Source organism: Psychrobacter jeotgali (genome assembly GCF_904846315.1).
In the GTDB taxonomy this organism is placed as follows: Bacteria; Pseudomonadota; Gammaproteobacteria; order Pseudomonadales; family Moraxellaceae; genus Psychrobacter; species Psychrobacter jeotgali.
The window spans coordinates 1,813,610-1,829,690 of the sequence record NZ_CAJHAF010000001.1 but is presented as its reverse complement, the minus strand read 5'-3'; the positions used below and the strand labels follow the sequence as shown (position 1 = coordinate 1,829,690).

The following is a 16,081-nucleotide window of genomic DNA, read 5'->3' as shown; positions in this document are numbered from 1 at the left end:
ATAGCGTATAAATCGCTATCTCAAGGAGCATAGCCGTGTTCGCTGCTATTATCGTTATTCTGATCATTTGGGCTTGTATGTGGGGTTTTTACAAGTTTATGTATCCGCGTGCGCCAAAAAGTATGATGCCTCAAAAAGGCGATGTCACTACGCCGCGCCAATGTAATTTTTGTGGCAATAGTCTCGCTGAATATCGCGGCGTTCTTGAAAAGCCTGCGGCTAACACAGTAACAAACTCTATTGATCAGCTAGATAAAAAAGAGCTATTCTTTTGCAATTATGAGCATCAAGCTGATTTTCATGCCGGCAGAACGTATCAGTAAATAAGCTATCGTAGGCTGGCGCTTTAGCCCAGCCTACGGCAGTAATTTTAGAATAGTTGAAAGCGGGGTATTATCATTAACTCCAGTCGCAATTATAAAATGGACTGCGCTTCTTTTATGATATTGCTCAGCAGAGCTTCTGTTTGTAAGCTCTGTTGTTTATTCGCTTCGTTGGTTTTATTATTTGCATGAATTTTCTCATAGAGGTTCAAGCAGCATAAGACCAGTAGATGCTCCTGACTTAATCGTGGTGCCTCTTTTTTGATATCTAGCAAGAAGTTATTTATGTAATATACTGCTGCCCGTAACTCTTCTTCTCCATTTACTGGACAGTAAATCTGATAAGTGATGCCGGCAATGACAATATTGACCTTTTTCATTTGTGGCTCAGGCTGTTTATCGAGCTGCGAGTTATTTTGTGCTGTTAATTTAGTAGAGTCATTATTAGCAGTCTCAGTATCCAGTTTTTGATCAGATTTTTTAGTGGGTTCCTGAACAGGTTTTTGAACGGGTTCTTGATTAGCGGTCTGTTTGGTATTATCGGTCATGAAAAATCCTACAAAGTGTCGTTAAAGTGATGATTTAGATCGTATAATTATGACAAGGAGTGCTGTCATTTTACCCTTTATATGCCATTAGCTTTCCATCTGATCAATAAGGGTCAGACGCTGTAAAACCACTTGAGTGCGCTCCGCTGCCAATTGATTCTTTTCTTGTAAGTCATTATTTTGCTTAATAATATCTTGGTTTTCCTGGTTTAGATTGGTGTTTTCTTGCTGTAGCGCTTTATTTTGTTGCTGCAAGTCGCTGAGCTGTTTTTGCAGCTTATCTTGGTCCTCACCAATCATATGATGCGCTTCAGCCAAGCTTTGATAGCGCTTATCAAGCTCAATAAGCTGCTGCTTGAGCTGGTCACGTTCAGTATGACTGCTATCAAGTTTGTTTTTGAGCGAGCTCAATTCTTTGGGGTCAACATTTGGCTGTTGCTTTAGGCGATTCAGTTCTTGGCTGACCAGCTGATATTGTTTTTTGACCTCGAGTAGGGTTTTTTCTAAGACTTTTAATTGATCATACATAGTCAGTTTTTATCCTTAATCAGCAATGGGTGAATGAATTTTTTTGGTCATGTTTAATAATGCCATAGGTGACCGCATAATAGCTATATCAACAAAGTAATTGCAGGTGTGCCAATGTTTTATTATGCACTCCTCTCAGCTGCTATACCGTAACAATGGGGAATGAGCAGCGGCATAATTATCAATTAATCATTATCAACACCGATAAGTAGTAATCAAAAGCTTGATAAAGCAAGCATAAATAAATTATTAGGATAACTTTTATGAATGACAATATCTCTGGCTGGAATACTTGGTCCAATGCTATTGAAGATTGGACGGATGTGAGCATTAGTGAGCTGCATGGCTTGATGACTGGGCTAATGACCGCTTGTAATGCTCCTGATGAGCAAGGCTGGGCGACTATATTAGAAGAGCTGAGCTTTGCGCCGTTGCCAGACTCTGCACTCACTTTATTGACCGAAGAAGCTGAAGATACCGTATTTCAGCTCAAGGATAAAGATGATGCCTATGCTTATACGCCACTTGTACCTGATGATGAACATGATTTATACGAGCGTGTAATGGCATTGAAACAGTGGGCCAATGGTTTTATGACTGGTTTTGGTATTACCGATTGCTCTTTAAGTATTGAAGAAAACGAGATGCTTACCGACTTAGCTAAAATTGGCGCTATTCGTCTCGAAGAGGACGAAGATTATGAAGGCGGTGAAGAGTCGTATCTTTATATTTACGAGTTCGCACGTATGGTACCGGTGAGCTTTGCTACACGCAAGCGTAAACCAATAAAAGAGTTGGCGCTGATTTCAGGTTTAGCTATTGATGCCAAGACCACCAAAGAGCTGCAAGCAGAAGGCAAGTTGCCCAAGCCCATGCCGCCAGTAGTAGATGTCATGAACCATAATAATCCATCGTAAGTTAATGTTAAGCTACTATACTTAGCTACAAGAAAAATTTAGGTACAGGCACCATAAGTAATAAGTATAAGGAGAATAATGATGATAAATGAGCAGGATATGATTCATCTGCGCCGCTGTGTTGAGCTGGCGGCCGAAGCCTTAGATGCGGGTGATGCGCCTTTTGGTAGTGTGTTGGTCGATGGCGATGGCAAGGTGCTGCGCGAAGATCGTAACCGTATCAATAGCGTTGAAGCGACTTATCATCCTGAGGTGGCATTGGTGCGCTGGGCGGCTGAGAATATGAGCGAAGAGACAAGGGCAAAAGCTACCGTTTATACCTCAGGTGAACACTGCGCTATGTGTTCAGCAGCGCATGGTTTGGCAGGATTGGGACGCATTGTTTATGTCAGCTCAGCCAAGCAATTGGGCGAATGGATGGCGGAGATGGGTGTAGAGTCGCCGCTCGCTATTAACTCTTTATCTATTCAACAGGTAGCGCCGAATGTGAGAGTTGAAGGCCCAGTAAAGGGCTTGGATGAGGAGGTAAAAGCGCTCCAAGAGCGTGCTCATCAGCAAGGTTAGTATTCTATTTTGCATGCTTATTTTAGGTAACGATTCTAGATTACTATTTTATATATTGATAAGGACATCTTATGACGGTAAAAAGGGTTACTAAAAGCAACAAAGCTAAGTCGGATACCAATTATCCGACTAATAGTATTGACTGGCTGACCCGGTTGATAGGCTTTGATACCGTTAGTCGGCACTCAAACTTAGCGCTTATCAAGGACGTGCAAGGATACTGTGAGCAATTGGGTTTAAGTGTCGATTTAACCTTTAACGAAGCTTGGGATAAAGCCAATCTTTTCGTTACTGTCCCAGCGGGGAGTCAGGCTGATATTGTCACAGGAGGTCTAGTGCTTTCAGGGCATACCGATGTCGTACCTGTTGACGGGCAAGAGTGGTCGTCCGAGCCTTTCAGCGCTGATATTCGTGATGATAAGTTATATGGGCGCGGTGCTTGTGATATGAAAGGCTTTATCGCTTGTACTTTAAGCTTATTGCCAAAAGCTGTGCAGTTATCCAATGCAGGTAAGCTGAGCCGTCCGCTGCATTTGGCTTTTTCGTTCGATGAAGAGGTCGGCTGCTTAGGAGCTCCGCTTATACTGGCGGATATAAAGGAGCGTGGTATCACTCCAGATTATTGCATCGTGGGCGAGCCTACCAATATGTCTATGGTGGTAGCGCACAAAGGTATCGCGGTTTATCGTTGCCGTGTGCATGGCAAATCAGCGCATTCATCATTGACCCATCAAGGCGTCAATGCGATCAGCTATGCCAGCCGTTTGGTCGGTTATGTCGATGAGTTAGCCGAAGAGATAAGCGGGCGTGACGATAATGATGAGTTTTTTGATGTGCCGTATTCCACCTTGTCAGTTGGCACGATAAAGGGCGGTACAGCGACCAATATCGTACCCAATTTATGTGAGTTTACCTTTGATTATCGTAACCTGCCACACATGACCCAAGACGATATATTAACGCCTATTCGCACAAAAATAGCCGAGCTAAATACCCAGATGCAAGCGCGTGCAGCTGAAACCGGTATTGAATTGCTGCAAGAAGAGAGCGTGCCGGCGATGACTGATAATGACAATGCTGAGCTGCAACAATTAATAGCGGCACTCACCGGTGATAATCAGCGCCATAAGGTCGCTTATGCAACCGAAGGCGGGCAGTTTACTAACGCCGGTATTCCAACGATTATCTGCGGTCCGGGTAGCATTGAGCAGGCGCATAAAGCCAACGAGTTTGTTGAATTGAATGAGATTGAACGCTGCGATGGTTTTTTGCAGAAGTTATTAGATAGTTGTACGGTTCATTGAATAAATAGATAGCGAATAAATAAAGTAGGGGTCGTTGATGTCTTGGCATCTGTTTACCGTATTTTTTGTCAGTACTTTTTTTATATCAGCGACTCCAGGTCCCAACATGCTACTGGCGTTCCAGTACGGACTGAATTATGGAGTTAAGCGCACGGTATGGACGCTGGCGGGCCTAAGTTTAGGGCTGTTCATTCTATTGTTATCTACGCTACTAGGCTTAGATGTTATCAGTCGTCAATCGCCGTGGTTATTAGAGCTTATCAAGACGGTTGGGGCGTCATATCTGATTTATTTAGGTGTAGTATCATGGCGTGATACTGGTAGTAATAGCAGCCTAATGGCAGATGCTAGCCTAGTCAGTGCTGAGGTTGCCGCTGAGTATCCTGACGCACCTAATACCGATAGTTATGGAACTGAGAGCGTTTATAGCCATCAAAAACAGCTTAAACCGCGCACTTTATCAAGTGCTGCGGTAAAGACAGTACCCACTAATTCAAAGCTCTTTCGTACCGGTATTTGGGTGTCATTATCTAACCCTAAAGCTATCTTATTCTTCGCCGCCTTTTTCCCCAAGTTTATTAATTTTAGTATGCCATTATGGCCTCAATATATTATCTTAACCTTAGGGCTGTTTTTAAGCGAAACCATTTGGCAAATTATTTATACCGTTGGGGGTAAGCAATTGGCAGGCTGGCTGGATGTAGGCAAGCGCTTGGCATGGCTGAATCGAATTTGCGGATTAATATTTATAATAATTGCCCTAGCCTTGTTAGCTGAAGTGGCAAGTACTTTTTTGGCTTAGACAAGGCCTAAAGATAAGTAGCTTTCATAATAAAAAAGCCGCTCGCTATTTATTAGCGAACGGCTTTTCTTTTGAGCTCAGTTTTTTGGGGGTTTAAGCCAACACCTCAACCAGCTCGCCTTTTACCATGTGCGGACTGACAAAATCAGTGACACGGACGCTGACGATTTTACCTAACAGCTGATCCATTTTGTCCAAATCATAAGGGAACATAACGGTACGCGTATTGTCGGCGGTACCGATTAGACAATCGGGATGACGGTCGGCGATTTGCTCGACCAATACCCGAGTGGTAGAGCCGACCATATCATGGGTTTTTTGTAAAGTAGAATCAATAATGACTTGCTGAAATTCGGCCAAGCGCTCTTTTTTAGTTTTTAAGCTGACGTTATCAGGCAACTCGGACGCTGGGGTGCCCGGACGTTTAGAGTAAATAAAGCTGTAAGAGTGGTCAAAGTTCAGCTCTTTGGCTAGATTCAACGTCGCTTGAAAGTCCTCATCAGTTTCGCCCGGGAAGCCAATAATAAAGTCGCTCGATAGGTAGATATCAGGACGAATAGCTTTGAGCTTATTAATCTGATTGATATAAACATCAATAGTATGGTTACGTTTCATCGCTGCCAGTATGGCGTTAGAACCGCTTTGGACGGGTAGATGCAAATGCGATACCAGCTCAGGTAGCTTGGCATAAGCGTCAATAATATCATCGGTAAATTCTAGTGGATGACTGGTGGTATAACGGATGCGCTCGATGCCATCGACATGCGAGACATAATGCAAGAGCTCAGCGAAACGGCAAATACTGCCATCGTCTTTTTCGCCGCGATAGCCGTTCACGTTTTGACCGAGTAGGTTAATCTCACGGATACCTTGTTCAGCCAAACTATCAATTTCTGCCAGCACATCATCAAGCGGACGTGATAATTCTTCGCCGCGAGTATAAGGCACGACGCAAAATGAGCAGTATTTTGAGCAACCTTCCATAATAGAGACAAAGGCTTTATAACCCTCAACTCTTGGTTCAGGTAAGAAGTCGAATTTCTCGATACTTGGGAAGGAGATGTCGATAGTTCCAATGCGATTTTTGGGTGCAATATTCTTTTGCTCATTGGATTGATCATATAGCTCTGGCAAGCGGTGCAAGGTTTGCGGACCAAACACCATATCGACATAGGGCGCACGTTTTTGGATATTATCACCTTCTTGCGAGGCGACGCAGCCGCCGACACCAATGACTAAATCTGGACGTTTTTCTTTGAGCTTACGCCAGCGTCCTAGCTCTGAGAATACTTTTTCTTGCGCCTTTTCACGGATAGAGCAAGTATTCATGAGCAGTACATCCGCTTCATCAATATTATGAGTGACTTCCATACCATGCGAGTCGCCAAGTACGTCCAGCATTTTGCCAGAGTCGTAAACGTTCATCTGACAGCCTTGAGTGGTGATAAAGACCTTTTTGACGACCGGTGCTTGAGCATCTGCTGGATTAGCATTCGGCTCTTCGAGTGTCATCAAAGAAGAAGTAGGCTTGGCAGCCGCTTCATCGGTAAGGGGATTAAATACAGTAACACTCATAGGGATAAGTCCATAATTAACTAAAATAGAGCAGAGAAGCGCATTGACAGCTAATAGTCAAATATTGACCTTAGCCTATTAATAGGTGGCGTATTTTACCATAATCCTTGGTTAATGTGAAAAGTAACGCTGAAGTATTCATGACTACTTAAAGCCATTATTTTTAATAGTATCAAATGCTTACCCTGTATTACGCTTGATGGTTTAGCCATTTATAGTTATTAAGCATTATTAAGCGTTAGGATCGTTATTATTTCTAAAGTAAATGATCCGTCTTATCATTTTTGTGTTACACGTCGCTCTCCTCTTTATTGATGAATGGTAAGAATACTGGTTGAAAGTTGAACGAATATAGTATGATGAGCCTCTGATCATCAAAATCCACATAAATACAGACTATAAAGAGAGTAAGTATGACAAAGCGCCGCGCTGACCACCGCCTTACTGCTAAGCAGTTATCCAGCCCTTTTACGCCTGCAAGAATGCCTGCAAGCTTAACCACAGGTTCGGTACGCGTCGGGGTGCTAAGTTTGGTTACGGCGATGAGTGCCATGGGGCTGTCGCAAGTCGCTTGTGCAGATCTTCAGTGGGGCGATGGCAACAGTTATCAGCAAGAAAGTAGTTATCAGCAAGATAACAGTGTGGAGTATTTCAATGCCGCTGCACAAGCTGAGAATCGTGGTGATATCAGTGCTTTATTTAATTATGAGCAAATGATGAGCGGCGGTTTGTTTGCGATGTATCCTACTTACTGGCGGATGAATTTAGATCTAAATAGCCAAAGTCCAGCGGCAGTAGCACAGTTTGTACGCCAATATCCCAATACGGTTATGGCAGAAAAGCTAGTGGCTGATTACGCTGAGACCAAAGCCGCTGCGGGCGATTACGCCCCGATACGTCAAATCGCTAATCTGATTACCAATGCGGATGCTAGCGAACGCTGTGCGGTGGCGCTTGGGTTTAATCATGGCGGTGATACTATGCGTGCTATGGCCGCCAAGTCTGATGTTTGGCTGATAACCAAAAAGCAGCCCGCACTTTGTGACCAGCTGGCTATGGAGATGAATGATAATCCATTGATTAGTAATCAGGATAGAAAAGCTCGTCTTAAGCGTATGCTGCGTAAGGGTAATACTGGCGATATCATAGCGTTGTCCTCACGCCTTGGTACGCCGATTCCTTATTCGGCGTTGGGTGATATCCAGCTCAATACCTCGGCGTTTTTTACGCGTTTCAACCGAGAACCCAGTAGCCAAATCAATCAATATCTTTACCTATATGCTCTAGGTCGTATGGCTGATAAGTCTTATCGTGAAGCGGCACTGCAACTTGATTTTGATATCAAACAGGACAATCAACGCCCGTTACGTTTATTAAATGAAGAAACTCGCCGTTATGCTTACCGTATTCTTGGGGTGCAGCGGATGAATCATAATACCGATGATGGCTTCAATGTGGAGGCGGTAGATTGGTTCCGTAAGAGCTTAGATGATGATTTTAGTGATGAAGAAGCCGAATACTATGCAATGGCAGCTATTCGTTTTGGCCGCTGGGATGATGTAACCCAAGCTATCTCCAAGATGAATGTCGAAACTCAAAAAATGGATCAATGGCAGTATTGGCTTGCGCGCGCGTATGAGCAATCAAACGATGCTGGTAAGCGTGGTTTGGCGAGACAAATATATCAGCGCCTTGCTAAGAGCAATGAATATTATGGATTAATGGCAAAGGATAAAGTCGGTCAACGCTTTAATGCCAATCAATTAGGCGGCAATAACTTACCTAATATTAGTAGCACAGATAGAGCACGAGTAATGCAGAATCCACATTTTGCACGGGCTTTTGCTTTATACAACGCTGATGCTAGCCGTGCTTATGCCAACCGTGAGTGGAACTGGGCGGTCAAGCAAGCACGTGATAACCGTGATGACAGTTTAATTGTTGCGGCTGCACGTGTCGCCTATGATATGGACTGGCTGGATCGGGCTATCTATGCCATTGATAATAGCGACAGTGTAAATAATCTGGCCTTGTCGCATCCGATGCCACACCAGAGTGCTGTAGTGCGTTATAGTCAGTCAGCGGGTATTGATCCAGCGTGGGCTTACGGCATTATGCGTCAAGAAAGCCGTTTTGTAACCTCAGCGCGCTCTAATGTAGGTGCCAGTGGGCTTATGCAAGTGATGCCCGATACAGCGAAATATATCGCTCGTAATTTGGGTGAAACCTATAGTGCAAGCCGTGCTAATAGTGGCGATACCAATATTCGCTATGGCACTTGGTATATGGGTGATATCTTGGGCAAGCTAAATTACCAGCCCGTATTGGCAACCGCCGGCTATAATGCTGGACCTAATAATGCTAAACGCTGGCAGCCCGCTTATGGCTCATTAGCCGCTGATCAGTATGTTGAATCCATCGCCTATCCTGAAACTCGCAATTATGTCAAACACGTAATGGAAAATGCGACTATATATAGCAGTTTACTGGGTCGCCCTCAGCCTATCAGCCAGCGTATGGGTACTATTCCACCGACGTTTTAGCAGTCATAAATAAAGTATTTAAACAGGTCAGTTAAACAAGCCATTAGTAAGTTGTTGCTAATGGCTTGTTTGTTATTGGGTAGAGATAAGTGACAACTATTGCCAGATATTTTGTAGATGAGTTTTCTTATATAGGCCCTTTAGGATAAGTTTACGTTTTTGCTATAGACTAAAGAAAGGGTTTTGTTACCATTATGTTAGTTAACATCCGTGCTTTGACGATAAACCTATAAGCTTCTGATAACTGCTCAATGTTTTGTTACTTATGATAAAAAAATATTTTACCAGGCTCTCATTATCTTCTATTGAACAGCAGTTTTCGGTTCAAAGCTCTCTGTATTCTATAATAAAAGCAAGCAGATTAAGACCTACAACACGTACGGTAGCTAGCCTTGCCGGAGTGTTGTTGTTACCAGCCGCTGTAATACCAGCGCAAGCTGCAAGTGTAGCAAAGAGCGGTCAGCGAGTGTTAATGATAGAGATGACGCCAGCTCTTTGTGAGCTACAGCCCACTCGTGCGCGCATGCGCCAGTGCCTAGAAGGGTATTCTTTTACCGTATCCGGTCTCGATCTCGGTTATGACTCACGCTGTGGTCGTAGAAGTGAGCCGCGTCTCACCCCGTTGCAGTTAAAAGTAGTCAATCGTATCATGCCAGATAGTACCGTTCGTAACCAAGTCTGGCAGCGTTATGGTGCTTGTGGTCCGCTAAGTGCCAGCGGGTATTTCCGTCAGATTACTAATTATGCAGGACAGTTAAACCTTCCTAATGAGCTCACTACCGGCAACAGCTACACAGTTGCTAAATCGAGTTTTATCAGTCAGCTGACTCGTCTAAATAGCGGCATGAGCGCTGCTAGCGTAGATCTAATCTGCAAAGATGGTTCACGTCGTCAATCTATTCTTACCGATATTCATATCTGTTATGAAGGTACTGGATTTGGCAGCTGCAGTAATACCGTAAATAATTGTGGTAGTAAATTTATTATTTCAGGTGGCCGATAGCCCTTAATAGCAAGTCGTCAAGCCAGCTCAGCACTCATATAGGTATAAAATGTAACAATATAGACATGATTAACCACGGCATTGTATCTAGACGATTTGTCAACTGAAGTGATACACTAGCCCTCGGCTTATATTCGTTAACTATCGATGGTTAACATTTAAACAACCATATTTAATAAACAATGAATGAACAATGAGGGAGTATTCTATGAAACAGCCTGTACGTGTTGCCGTAACCGGTGCTGCTGGTAATATCAGCTATGCTATGCTATTTCGTATTGCGTCTGGTGAGATGCTAGGTAAAGATCAGCCTGTTATTTTGCAATTACTTGAAATTGCCCCAGCACTAGATGCCCTAAAGGGTGTGGTCATGGAACTACAAGACTGTGCATTCCCTTTATTAGCAGACGTGGTGCAAACTGATGATGCTAGTGTGGCTTTTAAAGATGTCGATTATGCTTTATTAGTAGGCTCACGTCCTCGTGGTCCTGGTATGGAGCGTAAAGATCTACTAGAAGCTAACGCTGCTATTTTCTCAGCACAAGGTAAAGCTTTAAATGACGTGGCAAGCCGTGATGTTAAAGTATTGGTTGTAGGTAACCCTGCAAATACTAACGCTCTTATCGCCCAGCGTAATGCACCAGATTTAGACCCACGTAACTTTACTGCTATGACTCGTCTGGATCACAACCGTGCGATTGCGCAGTTGGCTGAAAAAACTGACAGCACTGTTAATGACGTGAAAAAAATGACTATCTGGGGTAACCATTCATCTACTCAGTATCCAGATCTAACCGCATGTACAGTAAACGGTAAGCCTGCACTAGATTTAGTGGATCGTGATTGGTACGAGAACACTTATATCCCAGAAGTACAACAGCGCGGTGCTGCTATTATCAAAGCACGTGGTGCTTCATCTGCTGCCTCTGCTGCTAACGCTGCAATTGCACATATGCGCACTTGGGCATTGGGCTCTGATGACAATGACTGGGTCTCAATGGGCGTTTACTCAAACGGCGAATATGGTATTGCTAAAGGTTTGATTTACTCATTCCCATGCACTTGTAGCAATGGCGACTGGTCTATCGTTGATGGCGTTGATGTCTCATCAGACTTCTCCAAAGATAAGATGGCAGCGACCGAACAAGAGCTAAGTGAAGAGCGTGACGCAGTATCACATCTACTACCATAAGCAGTGTAGTTATCTAAATCGTTGAATAATTAATCTAATTATAAATCAGCCCTCACTTTAGTAGAGGGCTTTTTTATGCCATTAGTACAACTATTCATAACACAACTATTAACGATAGATAACAGTTGTTAGGATGGGGCTTGCTACAATAAAAGCTGGTAAGGATAAAAAGCCAGTAACAATAATTTAAGCAATAATAATTAATTTTAAGCAATCGTATTAAAGGAGAGCAAAGATGTTAGGTGAGCCAGATTATACCATGAATGAATTATTTGCCCAGTTGGGGCTTGATAACTCTGATGAAGCTATTGATAACTTTATCGAGAATAATAAGTTAGAAAAAGATGAAGCGCTAATAGAATCAGATATTTGGAACGATAAGCAGCGTATGTTCCTTCAAGAAGAATGGAAAAAAGATGCGGTATGGGTAGAAGTTATCGATGAGCTGAATGTGCGCTTGCATCCTACTGCCTAGTAGTCTGTTAAATATAATAGTCTACTGAATAAATGTCATATGCTATACCATAAAAGCCCATAACTTAATCGTTATGGGCTTTTGCTTCTAATTCATTAAAAATAAATATAGTTAATGAAGATTATTTAAGTGAGCTGCTGTTTTCGCCAATCTAGTAGATCTTCAACGTCGTTATGAATGCCCGCTTTTAACTCCGCTAAATTTTCATAATGATACTCACCATGTAAATAGTGCAAAAAGCGCACTTGCAAGACTTCATCATATAAGTCCGCTTTAAACTGCGGAAAATGCACTTCTAAGCGCCACTCTGGCTCCTTATCTACCGAAGGTCTAGTCCCAACATTAGCGGTACCAAAAAGGCTATGTGCTCTTAATCCGGCAACGCCCAGCTGATTATCAGTAGCTAGACTGACCAGTCCATCAGCAATGATATTGCCCTCACTATCCAGGCGCACTACGTCAACAGCAAAGATACCGTGCAGCGCAGGCTTTATCCGCTTGAGATCAATATTAGCGGTTGGGAAGTCTAGTGTCCGACCGATTTTATCGCCACCTACAACGCTACCTGTAATCGTATAATCACGGCCAAGCAGCTGATTGGCAGCGTCGATATCACCTGCTAGCAATAGCTCACGCACTCGCGTGGAGCTAATACGTTTGTTGGCATCAGCGTCATCGGTAACAGTATCCAAATTAGTCACTTGCAGACCATAATCACGTAAGAACTGGCTGTCTCCCGTACGATCATGACCGAAGCGAAAGTCATCGCCCAATACTAACGCTTGCACGTTTAAGCGTAGCGCTAGCAGATCAGCAAAAGCTTTAGCAGATAAGGCTCGAAAGTCACTGTCGAACCTAGCGACTATCAAGGTCTCAACGCCATATTCTGCCAGTATCGCCTGCTTTTCAGCCAAATTAGTCAACCGCGCTGGCGCAGATTTTGGCGCAAAAAACTCACGGGGCTGAGGCTCAAATATCATCACTGCGGCGCTCAGTTTTTGCTCTTTGGCTAAAGTGCGCATTTGTGCGAGCATCGCTTGGTGACCTAAATGCACCCCATCAAAGTTACCAATGGTTAGCACACAAGAAGGGAGCTCAGTTGAAGTGATATCATCAGATATGTCAGATATTGCGTATGGCGGTGCAATCAGTTGCTCAAGAAAGTAGGTATTCATAAGTTTGCAGCTATGATAAGGCCAGTTAGGTATAAAAAATCTCTTAAATTGAGTTTAAAAGGTCTGAAAAGAAGTCTAAAACTTGCCATTATAAAGTAAAATAGCGTCCCTCACACCCAAAACTATTTACTAGAACAATTATACGAGGCCGGCTATGATTAATGAGGGTAAGACTGCCCATAAACTGACAGATAAGTTTGTAGTTGAGCGGGCAGATAAAGCAGATTTGGCGGCTATTTTAAAGATTTATAATCAAAGTATCGCCGGCAAGCAAGCTACTGCTAATCTGGTAGCCGTTACTATCGATGAGCGTATGGTTTGGTTTGAGGAGCATCTTAATAATTTTAAGCGGCCGATTTATGTAGTAAAAGCTATTGACTGTACTGATATAAATTCAGACGGCCCTGAGCGTAATAACCATTTATCATCATTTAAGTATCTATCGCCAACATCGACAATCGTAGCATGGGGTAGTTTTAGTGATTTATATGCACGAACTGCTTATCATATCAGTAGTGAGATTAGCATTTATTTGCATCAAGACTATCAAGCCCAAGGTTTAGGTTGTTTATTGGCAAGCTGGATGCTCACTCAAGCCCCGACGCTAGGCATTTACAATGTGGTAGCACTTATCTTTGCTCATAATGGACCAAGCTTAAGTTTGTTCCGTAAGCTTGGTTTTGAGCAGTGGGGTTATCTACCGCAGGTTTGCGATATGCAGGGATTTATCGCTGATGTAGTAATGTTAGGAAAAGCAGTCTCTGTAGATACTACAGATTACGTAGCTCATTTATCCTAAGATTTTCCATTGACCTTTTATTTTTTGCAGCTCATAGGTGAGAGGAGCAGGCTCACTCTGACCGATTAGCATCAGCTCACCATTGATAGTCGCTCGGGTTTGATCGCCATTATATTTAGTATCTGTAATAGTCACGCTCTCAACGGTCTGCTGAAAGGTGCTTTGAGTATTCACAAGCTCTTGCTCAAAATTATCTATATCGACTTGATAGTACTGAGCGGCTTGCCCGGCATCGCCGTAGTATAGAGTGTTAAGCGCCTTTTTGACGGTATCTTCTGGGGTACCTGCTTCAGTTGGATTGGTGACTATGCTCTGTTGCTCAGCGTCTGAGGTTACAGGATTGATATTGTCACTGGTGATCGCAATCTCATCTCTTTCATCTTCATCGCCATCTTCTGCGGTATCGCTAGTCTCAACCGCTGCTGCTTGAGCGCTAGCATCATTATCGGTAGTCGTGGTTTCGCTAACGGCTGCCGTTTCATCAGCATTATTAACATTAGCGTTATTAACATTAGCAGTTTCGTCAGTATCATTATTGCTACAAGCACTGATTAGCAGACTGCTACATAATAAAGCAGTAGTGATTACTGATAAGGGTAGGCGCTTTAGTGATTTACGCTTTAGCGAGTTAATAGTCATAACCAATCCTCTGATTTAATTTGATCTCAATTATGCCAATGATCCGGCGTATTGACAGTCTATTATCATATAAGGCTTGTTTTGATTTAGTAAAGTAGGGCTTAAAATCAATTCTTAATAGCCCTTCTTAACCATGTCTAAGTTGACGAGGGCGGAATCCTGTAGCCAGTAATACCACGCCGTATACCAATGCGCCGACCACACACATGATAAGTAAAGCAATAAGACGGTGCCACTGAACCGAATCCGTGGGAAAGTAAGGCAGCATCAAATAAAGCACAGCGACCATAGCGGTAGTAGCTATCAAAAACTGTACAAAGAGTTTTTTCCAGTGATGATCAAAACGGAAAATATTGCGCTTATGCAAGAAGTAATAGAGCAGCCCGGCGTTTACAAAAGCGGCGCCAGTGGTTGCTAGCGCTAGACCGCCATGTAAAGGCATCTCAAGGAAGTAAAATATACCAATAAAAATCACACTAAAAATCATATTGGCAAATACTGAGACAATACCGATTTTTACTGGAGTTTTGGTATCTTGACGAGCAAAAAACGCAGGCGCAAAGATCTTAATGAGCATAAAACCTAGGATGCCTCCGGCCATACTGCGTAACGCCAGCGAACTCATTTGCGCATCTCGCAGCGAGAATTCCCCGCGTAAGAACAGCGCTTGCATGAGGGCATCAGCGAGTACAAATAGAGCCGCTGAAGCTGGAATACCTACCAAGATGATGAGACGCGCCGCCCAATCAATAGTCTTTTTAAAGGTAATGTCATCTTTTTGTGCTTCACTTTTAGACAAGCTGGGCAAAATAACGGTCCCAATAGCTACCCCAATTAGCCCCAGTGGCAGCTCACTCATACGCTCAGCCGCATACAGCCAAGAGACCGAGCCGCCAATCATCAACGAGGCAAAAACGGTATTTAATAGTAGATTAATTTGGGTAACAGAAACCCCAAAAATAGCGGGTAGCATCAATTTTAGAATACGTTTGACGCCTTCGTGCTTGAAGTCAACTTTGGGTGCGACCAACAGCTTTTGTTGCCATAGCTGCGGCAGTTGAATCAAAAACTGTAATAAACCTGCGATAGCGACGGCATAACCGAGAGCCATAATAGGCGTATCGAACATGGGAGCAAAGATAAGTGCGCCACCAATCATACAAAGGTTTAATAATACAGGCGCAAAGGCGGGCGCCGCAAAACGACCATAGCTTTGTAAAATGCCGCTGGCAAAGGCGGTCATAGAAATAAATAATAAATAAGGAAAGGTTAGGCGCAGTAGCTCAGCGGTAATAGCAAACTTGTCGGGCTGATCGGCAAAGCCTGGAGCAAATAATGCCACTACCCAAGGCGCCATTAAAATAACCACTACTGTCAGCATAGACAGTATTAGCAGCAGTGCTCCTGAGGTACGGCTGACCAATATCTGTACTTGTTGTAAGCTATATTTTTCTTTATATTCAGATAATACAGGTACAAAAGCTTGGCTAAAAGCGCCTTCAGCAAACAACCGCCGCAAAAAGTTAGGGATCTTAAAGGCGACCAAAAACGCATCCATCAGCCCGCCGGCACCAAAGACACTTAATAAGACGATATCCCGTACTAACCCTAAGATACGCGATAGCATGGTCATACTACTGACCACCATCGTTGAACGAAACAATATACTTTTTGCCATGAGAACCTATTTGCTC

At 43.3% G+C, this 16,081-nt stretch carries 16 protein-coding genes; 10 read left to right on the top strand and 6 right to left on the bottom strand.

Annotation, left to right across the window (positions count from 1 at the left end; translation table 11 throughout):
- Nucleotides 1-35: 35 nt before the first annotated feature.
- Nucleotides 36-323 carry a hypothetical protein gene (locus JMX18_RS07420; RefSeq protein ID WP_227674594.1) on the top strand — a complete coding sequence of 96 codons (288 nt, stop codon included), beginning with the start codon at nt 36-38 and terminating at the stop codon, nt 321-323.
- Nucleotides 324-415: 92 nt separating this feature from the next.
- Here the strand turns inward: JMX18_RS07420 and JMX18_RS07415 are convergent, their stop codons facing one another.
- Nucleotides 416-871 (bottom strand): cell division protein ZapA, encoded by a 456-nt coding sequence (locus tag JMX18_RS07415; RefSeq protein WP_201586457.1) that lies wholly within the window; start codon nt 869-871, stop codon nt 416-418.
- 87 nt (nt 872-958) lie between these two features.
- Complete coding sequence (locus tag JMX18_RS07410) at nt 959-1,399, bottom strand: hypothetical protein (protein WP_201586455.1); 441 nt, start codon at nt 1,397-1,399, stop codon at nt 959-961.
- Between the two features lie 263 nt (nt 1,400-1,662).
- Here JMX18_RS07410 and JMX18_RS07405 point away from each other — a divergent pair, with 263 nt between their 5' ends.
- The 4 genes from JMX18_RS07405 (at nt 1,663) to JMX18_RS07390 (ending at nt 4,986) form a co-directional block, all read left to right on the top strand.
- Nucleotides 1,663-2,316, top strand: coding sequence for a UPF0149 family protein (locus tag JMX18_RS07405; protein ID WP_201586453.1), 654 nt, complete (start codon nt 1,663-1,665; stop codon nt 2,314-2,316).
- 78 nt (nt 2,317-2,394) lie between these two features.
- Nucleotides 2,395-2,880 carry a nucleoside deaminase gene (locus JMX18_RS07400; protein WP_265088819.1) on the top strand — a complete coding sequence of 162 codons (486 nt, stop codon included), beginning with the start codon at nt 2,395-2,397 and terminating at the stop codon, nt 2,878-2,880.
- Between the two features lie 71 nt (nt 2,881-2,951).
- Entirely contained in the window at nt 2,952-4,184 is a 1,233-nt protein-coding gene (argE, locus tag JMX18_RS07395) for an acetylornithine deacetylase (protein WP_201586451.1), read from the top strand.
- 37 nt (nt 4,185-4,221) lie between these two features.
- Nucleotides 4,222-4,986, top strand: coding sequence for a LysE family translocator (locus JMX18_RS07390; RefSeq protein ID WP_201586449.1), 765 nt, complete (start codon nt 4,222-4,224; stop codon nt 4,984-4,986).
- Between the two features lie 93 nt (nt 4,987-5,079).
- Here JMX18_RS07390 and miaB read toward each other — a convergent pair whose 3' ends face one another.
- Nucleotides 5,080-6,561: a tRNA (N6-isopentenyl adenosine(37)-C2)-methylthiotransferase MiaB gene (miaB, locus tag JMX18_RS07385; protein WP_201586447.1), complete on the bottom strand. Its 1,482-nt coding sequence runs from the start codon at nt 6,559-6,561 to the stop codon at nt 5,080-5,082.
- 482 nt (nt 6,562-7,043) lie between these two features.
- On the opposite strand from miaB, the gene JMX18_RS07380 reads away from it, so the two are divergent.
- The 4 genes from JMX18_RS07380 to JMX18_RS07365 all read left to right on the top strand — a co-directional run bounded on the left by JMX18_RS07380 (nt 7,044) and on the right by JMX18_RS07365 (nt 11,774).
- The gene (locus tag JMX18_RS07380) at nt 7,044-9,104 is read left to right on the top strand and encodes a lytic transglycosylase domain-containing protein (protein ID WP_227674698.1); all 2,061 of its coding nucleotides are present in this window, start codon (nt 7,044-7,046) and stop codon (nt 9,102-9,104) included.
- A gap of 265 nt (nt 9,105-9,369) precedes the next feature.
- On the top strand, nt 9,370-10,107 hold the full coding sequence (locus tag JMX18_RS07375; protein ID WP_227674593.1) for a T2 family ribonuclease: 738 nt from the start codon (nt 9,370-9,372) through the stop codon (nt 10,105-10,107).
- A 208-nt stretch (nt 10,108-10,315) separates the two neighbouring features.
- Nucleotides 10,316-11,299: a malate dehydrogenase gene (locus tag JMX18_RS07370; protein WP_201586443.1), complete on the top strand. Its 984-nt coding sequence runs from the start codon at nt 10,316-10,318 to the stop codon at nt 11,297-11,299.
- 235 nt (nt 11,300-11,534) lie between these two features.
- A complete protein-coding gene (locus JMX18_RS07365; protein WP_201586441.1) occupies nt 11,535-11,774 on the top strand; it encodes a DUF2789 domain-containing protein in 240 nt (79 codons plus the stop codon).
- Nucleotides 11,775-11,899: 125 nt separating this feature from the next.
- Here JMX18_RS07365 and ribF read toward each other — a convergent pair whose 3' ends face one another.
- Nucleotides 11,900-12,949, bottom strand: a complete 1,050-nt coding sequence (ribF, locus tag JMX18_RS07360; protein ID WP_201586439.1) for a riboflavin biosynthesis protein RibF — start codon at nt 12,947-12,949, stop codon at nt 11,900-11,902.
- A gap of 154 nt (nt 12,950-13,103) precedes the next feature.
- On the opposite strand from ribF, the gene JMX18_RS07355 reads away from it, so the two are divergent.
- Nucleotides 13,104-13,748, top strand: a complete 645-nt coding sequence (locus JMX18_RS07355; RefSeq protein WP_201586437.1) for a GNAT family N-acetyltransferase — start codon at nt 13,104-13,106, stop codon at nt 13,746-13,748.
- Here the strand turns inward: JMX18_RS07355 and JMX18_RS07350 are convergent.
- Both JMX18_RS07350 and murJ read right to left on the bottom strand, forming a co-directional pair.
- Nucleotides 13,740-14,387, bottom strand: coding sequence for a hypothetical protein (locus JMX18_RS07350; protein ID WP_201586433.1), 648 nt, complete (start codon nt 14,385-14,387; stop codon nt 13,740-13,742). The two genes, JMX18_RS07355 and JMX18_RS07350, sit on opposite strands and share 9 nt — an antisense overlap.
- 127 nt (nt 14,388-14,514) lie before the next feature.
- Complete coding sequence (gene murJ, locus JMX18_RS07345) at nt 14,515-16,065, bottom strand: murein biosynthesis integral membrane protein MurJ (protein ID WP_201586431.1); 1,551 nt, start codon at nt 16,063-16,065, stop codon at nt 14,515-14,517.
- Nucleotides 16,066-16,081 lie beyond the last annotated feature (16 nt).